The organism is uncultured Dokdonia sp., assembly GCF_937910895.1.
GTDB lineage: Bacteria > Bacteroidota > Bacteroidia > Flavobacteriales > Flavobacteriaceae > Dokdonia.
Genome location: NZ_CALEMI010000129.1, coordinates 1 through 6,645 on the forward strand (window position 1 = coordinate 1; position 6,645 = coordinate 6,645).

At 36.6% G+C, this 6,645-nt stretch carries 8 protein-coding genes; 6 read left to right on the top strand and 2 right to left on the bottom strand.

Annotation, left to right across the window (positions count from 1 at the left end; translation table 11 throughout):
* The 4 genes from Q0505_RS15510 to Q0505_RS15525 form a co-directional block, all read left to right on the top strand.
* Window positions 1–1,332, top strand: a 1,332-nt coding sequence (locus Q0505_RS15510; protein ID WP_299214736.1) for an ATP-binding domain-containing protein, incomplete at its 5' end; no start/stop codon positions are given.
* 28 nt (window positions 1,333–1,360) lie between these two features.
* Window positions 1,361–1,921 (top strand): DUF4126 domain-containing protein, encoded by a 561-nt coding sequence (locus tag Q0505_RS15515; protein WP_299214739.1) that lies wholly within the window; start codon window positions 1,361–1,363, stop codon window positions 1,919–1,921.
* A 104-nt stretch (window positions 1,922–2,025) separates the two neighbouring features.
* A complete protein-coding gene (gene kdsB, locus Q0505_RS15520) occupies window positions 2,026–2,742 on the top strand; it encodes a 3-deoxy-manno-octulosonate cytidylyltransferase (RefSeq protein ID WP_299214742.1) in 717 nt (238 codons plus the stop codon).
* Between the two features lie 6 nt (window positions 2,743–2,748).
* Window positions 2,749–3,303 (top strand): 1-acyl-sn-glycerol-3-phosphate acyltransferase, encoded by a 555-nt coding sequence (locus tag Q0505_RS15525; protein WP_299214744.1) that lies wholly within the window; start codon window positions 2,749–2,751, stop codon window positions 3,301–3,303.
* A gap of 3 nt (window positions 3,304–3,306) precedes the next feature.
* Here Q0505_RS15525 and Q0505_RS15530 read toward each other — a convergent pair whose 3' ends face one another.
* Entirely contained in the window at window positions 3,307–3,807 is a 501-nt protein-coding gene (locus Q0505_RS15530; protein ID WP_299214747.1) for a hypothetical protein, read from the bottom strand.
* Between the two features lie 55 nt (window positions 3,808–3,862).
* Window positions 3,863–4,744, bottom strand: a complete 882-nt coding sequence (locus Q0505_RS15535) for a hypothetical protein (RefSeq protein WP_299214750.1) — start codon at window positions 4,742–4,744, stop codon at window positions 3,863–3,865.
* 187 nt (window positions 4,745–4,931) lie between these two features.
* Here Q0505_RS15535 and Q0505_RS15540 point away from each other — a divergent pair, with 187 nt between their 5' ends.
* Both Q0505_RS15540 and Q0505_RS15545 read left to right on the top strand, forming a co-directional pair.
* Window positions 4,932–5,930, top strand: coding sequence for an SDR family oxidoreductase (locus Q0505_RS15540; RefSeq protein ID WP_299214753.1), 999 nt, complete (start codon window positions 4,932–4,934; stop codon window positions 5,928–5,930).
* Between the two features lie 7 nt (window positions 5,931–5,937).
* On the top strand, window positions 5,938–6,645 hold a 708-nt coding region (locus Q0505_RS15545), incomplete at its 3' end, for a nucleotide sugar dehydrogenase (protein WP_299214756.1).

Genomic DNA, 6,645 nt, shown 5'->3' on the forward strand with positions numbered 1-6,645 from the left:
AATTATGACACTGTTTTTTTATTGAAAGGATATGCGGGAACAGGGAAAACTACGATTATAGGGACTTTGGTAAAAAATTTATGGAAGGCACAGCTATCTTCAGTACTTATGGCACCCACGGGTAGAGCCGCCAAAGTAATAAGTAATTATAGCAAACGTCAGGCTTTTACCATACACCGTAAGATTTATTTTCCTAAAAAAGATAAAGGGGGAGGTGTGTCTTTTACATTACAACCTAATAAGCATCGTAATTGTGTTTTTATTGTAGATGAAGCCTCGATGATTTCTGATAGAGTCAGTGAATCTAAATTGTTTGAAAACGGATCACTCCTAGACGATATGATGCAGTATGTGTACAGTGGTCATAAGTGTAAATTGATCTTAATTGGAGACGATGCACAGTTGCCTCCCGTAAAATTAGATCTTTCTCCTGCGCTCGATAGGGACGTATTATCATTACAATACAATAAGGAGGTTGATGAAATGCAACTAGATGAAGTGATGCGTCAAGCAGAAAGCAGTGGTATTCTTTCTAATGCAACGACCATGAGAGAACACCTTGCTGATGGTTTTTTTGAAGATTTTAAATTTGATTTAAATGGCTTTTCTGATATGATCAGATTGATAGATGGCCATGAGATTATGGATGCCATACAAGACTCGTATGATCAAGTTGGCAATGAAGAAACCGCCATTATTGTACGATCTAATAAGAGAGCTAACCTTTACAATCAGCAAATACGATCACGGATTCTTTTTCAGGAAGAAGAAGTTTCGGCGGGAGATGATCTTATGGTCGTAAAAAATAATTACTTCTGGGTAGATGCCAAAAGTGATGCAGGCTTTATTGCTAATGGTGATATTATCAAGGTATTAGAAATTTATGCTCTCAAGGAACTATATGGATTCCGATTTGCAGAAGTCAAAGTACAAATGATTGATTATCCCAATATGGAACCCTTTGATACGGTAGTCATGCTTGATGTTCTAGCTATGGAAACACCCTCTTTACCTTATGATGATTCCAATCGCTTGTACCAAGAAGTACAAAAAGATTATGCAGACGAAAAATCAAAATACAAGCGATTTCTCAAAATTAAGAATAATAAGTTTTTTAATGCCCTTCAAATAAAATTCTCGTATGCCATTACCTGTCATAAATCACAAGGAGGGCAATGGGATCGTATATTTATAGAACAGCCCTACCTTCCAGATGGAATGAATAGAGATTACTTACGATGGCTTTATACCGCTGTGACTAGAGCAAAATCAAAAGTATATCTCATCGGGTTTAAAGAGGATATGTTTGTAGAAGCATACGAACAAAATTAGTATCTTACAGCATAGTATAGACTTACAGATGGTTTTTGAACTTATAATTAGCATTGTATTAGGTTTTTCTCTAGCTGCCGCCGCAGGATTTCGGATTTTCATACCGTTACTGCTGGTAAGTTTAGCCGCACATTTTGGATGGTTTCCTATCGATCAAAATTGGGAATGGGTTGGAAGTAATATTGCCTTATGGATATTAGGGATTGCTGCTGTTTTTGAAACCTTTGCCTACTTTATTCCTTGGTTGGATAATCTCTTAGATACAATTTCTGTGCCTCTAGCGGGTATTGCAGGTACGCTTCTTATGGTTATTACCATGGGAGATGTAGACCCTATATTTACGTGGGTATTAGCGATTATAGCAGGCGGTGGTGCTGCAGCCACCATATCAGGTACGGCAGGAGTGACCAGACTTACTTCTACAGCCACCACTGGAGGTGTTGCAAACCCTGTGATAGCTTCCGTAGAGACGGGCGCCGCTACAACTATATCTGTAGCGAGTGTGTTTTCTCCTTTTTTAGCTTTGATCCTTGTGTTGTTCATTGTATGGAGTATCTGGCGATGGATTAAAAAGCTAAGACGTTCTTGATTGGAATTGAATTTCCCTATTTTTGTAGCTGTATTTAATCATTTATTTTACGCTTTCGCGAAAGCGTATATACCATCATGAGCACGTCTTTAAAAATTATAGCTATGATTCCCGCGAGATACGCGGCTTCTCGTTTTCCTGGAAAAATGATGAAAGATTTAGGTGGAAAACCTGTCATTGTACGAACCTATGAAAGTACGGTGGCTACACAGCTTTTTGATGACGTATATGTCGTGACTGATAGCACCGTAATTTATGATGCTGTACTCGCAGCAGGAGGGAAGGTATTGATGAGTCGTGATGACCATGAGTGTGGTAGTGATCGAATTGCAGAAGCAGTCGCTCCTATAGATTGTGATATTGTGGTCAACGTGCAGGGAGATGAGCCTTTTACTACAAGAGAAGACCTCGCACCTGTATTGAATGTTTTCTATGGAGATGATGCTTCACAAATTGATTTAGCAAGTGTGATGACCCCATTAGAGACTCAAGAAGATATTCAAAACCCTAATAACGTAAAAGTCATTGTAGATGCCATGGATTATGCGTTGTATTTTTCAAGGTCTCCATTGCCTTATGTAAGAGATCCAGATGTAGCTTTAACGATCTATAAACACAAAGGCATTTATGCGTTTAGGAAACAAGCTGTGATTGATTTTTCTCGTTTAAAAATGAGGTCTCTCGAAGCGGCAGAAAAAATAGAATGCATTCGGTTTTTGGAATATGGAAAAAAAATAAAAATGGTACGTTCTCACAATGTAGCCATTGGAATAGATACACCAGAAGATTTAGAAAAAGCACGTCAACTCATTACTAAGTAAGTACGCATGGGATTATCAAAATTTATATATGAAAAAGTATTAGGATGGAAAGCCATTGGAGATTTCTCTGAAGACACAGTAAAAAAATGTGTAGTGATTGCTGTTCCTCATACCAGTTGGCATGACTTTTACATGGGTATTTTATTGCGTGCTAGTTTAGGTGTAAAAATAGGATTTATAGGAAAGAAAGAGTTGTTTAAATGGCCGTTTGGTTTTTTCTTTAGACTCATGGGTGGAGCGCCTATAGATAGAACGCCTGGACAAGACAAAGTAAAATCCATTGCTCAGGTATTTGAAGGTAAAGAAGAGTTTAGACTCACACTAGCTCCAGAAGGAACACGTAAGAAAGTAGATGCACTTAAAACGGGTTTTTACTATATTGCGATAGAGGCCAAAGTGCCCATCATTATGGTCGCTTTTGATTTTGGAAAAAAAGAACATCGAATTTCAAAACCCTTATACCCATCAGGTAATTTAGATGAAGATCTTGCGATAATTTATGAATTTTTTGAGGGTGCTGTTGGGAAAGTTCCAGAATATAGCTTTACGCCTAATAAGTAAGAATTATGTTTTCTTAAAGAGTAGAGAATCCTTTTTTGAAGAGCTATTTTTTTCAGTAGTATTTCCACCGAATAAGAGTGGTGTGCTAGAAAAGCTTGTGCCAAATGTAGCGACTGCCAAAAACACTTGTTGTACAGCACTTCTCACTTCTTGTACACTTAACGGACTTAATGGATGTACATATACCGACCATAAGACCTGATCTGAAATTGCATATTTTACATCAAGTGCGGAGTGAAAATTTGCGGTAAGGCAATCTAGTAGTAATGCTTCGTCCAGTCTTGACATTTCTATGATAGGAGCCATAATTCGCATCCTATCATTTATAGAATCTGTGAGCACAATCATAGGGAGATCGTTCAATTTGAGTTGCCATCTTCCACTAAATCCTTCGATGCTGTCTACTTCTTGAGTGAGAATATCTTTTAATGTTTGATTGGTCATTTGCGCTTGCGCGAAAAAACTAGACGAGAAGATCGCTAGTGTAAGAAGAAATACTTTCATAAAAATAGATTTACAAACTTGAGTCGGCAAATCCTAGGAATACTAACAATTTGAATTAGAACTTTTTTAAATCTAATGTATAAAGATTTCCTTGACTTTTTGAAGAAGCTTCTTCAGAGATATATAGCGTATGTGCATCCTTAAAGGTCACGCTTTCTTTCTGTGAACTGTGGTCTAACTTTATTTTTTTAACATCGCCCGAAAAGAATTGATCACTTGTATAGTTCTCTAAAATCCAAACTTTATTATAACTCAATAGCGCAATTTTACCCGTTTGTTGATGTATAGCAGCACTTGTTACTTGACAATCATCGTCATCTGAGCAGGTTTTAAATTCGTCTATCAAAAGCGCTGTTTGTGCGCCTTCTTTCATCGGAAGCTTATAAACTTTTGTGGTTCCGTCAAACTTCTTTCCGGGGATGCGATTGCGTGTAAATAGGTAAAAATAAGATTGATATATAATAAATGATTCAACGTCAAAATTTCGCTTCTTCTTTTTAGGTGGATACTTTTCTTGATCTTCAAATGTAAATGTGGTTGCTTTCGCGGAAGCGGTATAAGAGCCATCTTCTATGGGATTAAGATCTTCCACCCAATAAATGGTTTGATCTTCTCTGTCATTGTCATTATTTCCAAAATCGCCAATAAATAATGTGTTTCCATCACTAGCAAGGTCTTCCCAGTCTATATTATCGGCATTTGAAATCGCGATGTCTTGTACGACCTTTTTTTCTTTAAGATCAATTGAAAATATATTTGGACCACCTCCAGAATCGTTTATAGCGTATAATCGTTTCCCATCTTGCGATAGCGCGATTCCAGAATTTTCTTCAAGTAAATCGGGTAATGTCATCTCATAGGTCAGCTGTCCATAATCTTGCGATTGACATTGTGTAGTAGTAAGAATAAATAAAAATAGATTCAAAAAAAATTTCATAGAGTGTTGTCAAATGTGAACGTGCGTAAAAGTACTATATTGAAAATACCTTTTGTAACATGATTATCATAAAATCATATATAATTACGATATAATACGCATTTTCAATTCTTAAAATAGCACATGATTTATAGTGCTATGTACATCTTAAGAAGTCTTATATTTGCACTGCTTGAATAACGGATATATGACCGACATTGCTATAAATAAATTAAAAGATGCAAGGATTCTTGTTACAGGAGGTGCTGGTTTTATAGGATCTAATCTTTGTGAGTACTTACTAAACCATGGAGCTGTTGTACATTGCTTAGATAATTTTGCTACAGGTCATAAAAAGAATATCCGTTCGTTAATTGATCATCCAAAATTTACGTTATTCACAGGAGATATTTGCAATATAGAAGACTGTAAACGCGCAGTTGCTTCTATGGAGTATGTGTTACATCAAGCAGCCTTAGGTTCTGTGCCAAGATCGATAAATGATCCTATCACAACAAATCATGTGAACGTGAGCGGGTTTTTAAATATGCTTACAGCTGCTAGAGACGAAAAAGTGAAACGTTTTGTGTACGCAGCGAGTTCATCTACCTATGGAGACTCTCCATCTTTGCCCAAAAAAGAAGAAATTATAGGGAAACCATTATCTCCCTATGCGATTACAAAATATGTTAATGAATTATATGCAGATGTATTTCATAAAGTGTATGGTCTGGATACGATAGGATTGCGTTATTTTAATGTGTTTGGGCGTAGGCAAGACCCTAATGGAGCGTATGCCGCTGTGATTCCTACCTTTGTAAAACAGTTAATAGCTCATGAATCACTTATTATAAATGGAGATGGTTCTTTTTCAAGAGATTTTACATATATAGATAATGTGATTGAGATGAACGTAAGATCGATGCTTGCTTCGGATCCAAAGGCATTGAACACAATATATAATGTTGCCTATGGAGAACGCACGACGCTTACCCAGTTAACTGAAATATTAAAAAATGCGTTAACCCCATACGATAGCACTATACAAAACGTTGCTATCACGTATGGTCCAGAAAGAGTTGGTGATGTTCCACATTCACTTGCTTCTATAGAAAAAGCAACCTCCCTTTTAGGGTATTCACCAAAATACGATCTTGAAAAAGGAATCCAAGAATCTATAAGTTGGTATTGGGAGCATTTAAAATAAAAGGTTTATGACAGATATTAAAATAGGGATTATTGGGCTAGGGTATGTAGGATTACCTTTAGCACGCCTATTTGCCACTTCTTATAATGTGGTTGGATTTGATATTAAAAAAGAACGGATTACAGCCTTGAATCATGGAATTGATACTACATTAGAAGTAACAGAAGCCGCATTGAAATCGGTCTTGCGAGTTGATCATACACATGGTAACGGCCTCTATTGTTCTAATAATATAAAAGATTTAGAAGACTGTAATTATTATATTGTTACCGTGCCTACTCCTATAGATAAAAATAACAGGCCTGTACTTACGCCTTTATATAAAAGCAGCGAAACTGTTGGATCGGTGCTTAAGAAAGGAGACATTGTTATTTATGAAAGTACGGTGTATCCAGGGGTTACGGAAGAAGAATGTGTCCCCGTTTTAGAAAAAATAAGCGGATTGACATTTAATGAAGACTTCTTTGTGGGTTATTCTCCAGAGCGTATCAATCCTGGTGATAAGCTACACACAGTAGATAAAATTTTAAAAGTTACTTCTGGAAGTACACCAGAAATAGGTAAAAAAGTAGATGCATTATATGCCTCTGTAATTACGGCAGGCACACATTTAGCACCAACAATAAAAGTTGCAGAAGCTGCCAAAGTGATAGAAAACTCACAACGTGATATTAATATTGCTTTTGTCAACGAGCTGGCAAAAATATTTAATCTT

Coding starts and splice junctions, on each gene's coding strand:
- Q0505_RS15515 (WP_299214739.1), top strand. CDS start 1,361: ATGGTTTTTGAACTTATAATTAGCATTGTATTAGGTTTTTCTCTAGCT.
- kdsB (WP_299214742.1), top strand. CDS start 2,026: ATGATTCCCGCGAGATACGCGGCTTCTCGTTTTCCTGGAAAAATGATG.
- Q0505_RS15525 (WP_299214744.1), top strand. CDS start 2,749: ATGGGATTATCAAAATTTATATATGAAAAAGTATTAGGATGGAAAGCC.
- Q0505_RS15530 (WP_299214747.1), bottom strand. CDS start 3,807: ATGAAAGTATTTCTTCTTACACTAGCGATCTTCTCGTCTAGTTTTTTC.
- Q0505_RS15535 (WP_299214750.1), bottom strand. CDS start 4,744: ATGAAATTTTTTTTGAATCTATTTTTATTTATTCTTACTACTACACAA.
- Q0505_RS15540 (WP_299214753.1), top strand. CDS start 4,932: ATGACCGACATTGCTATAAATAAATTAAAAGATGCAAGGATTCTTGTT.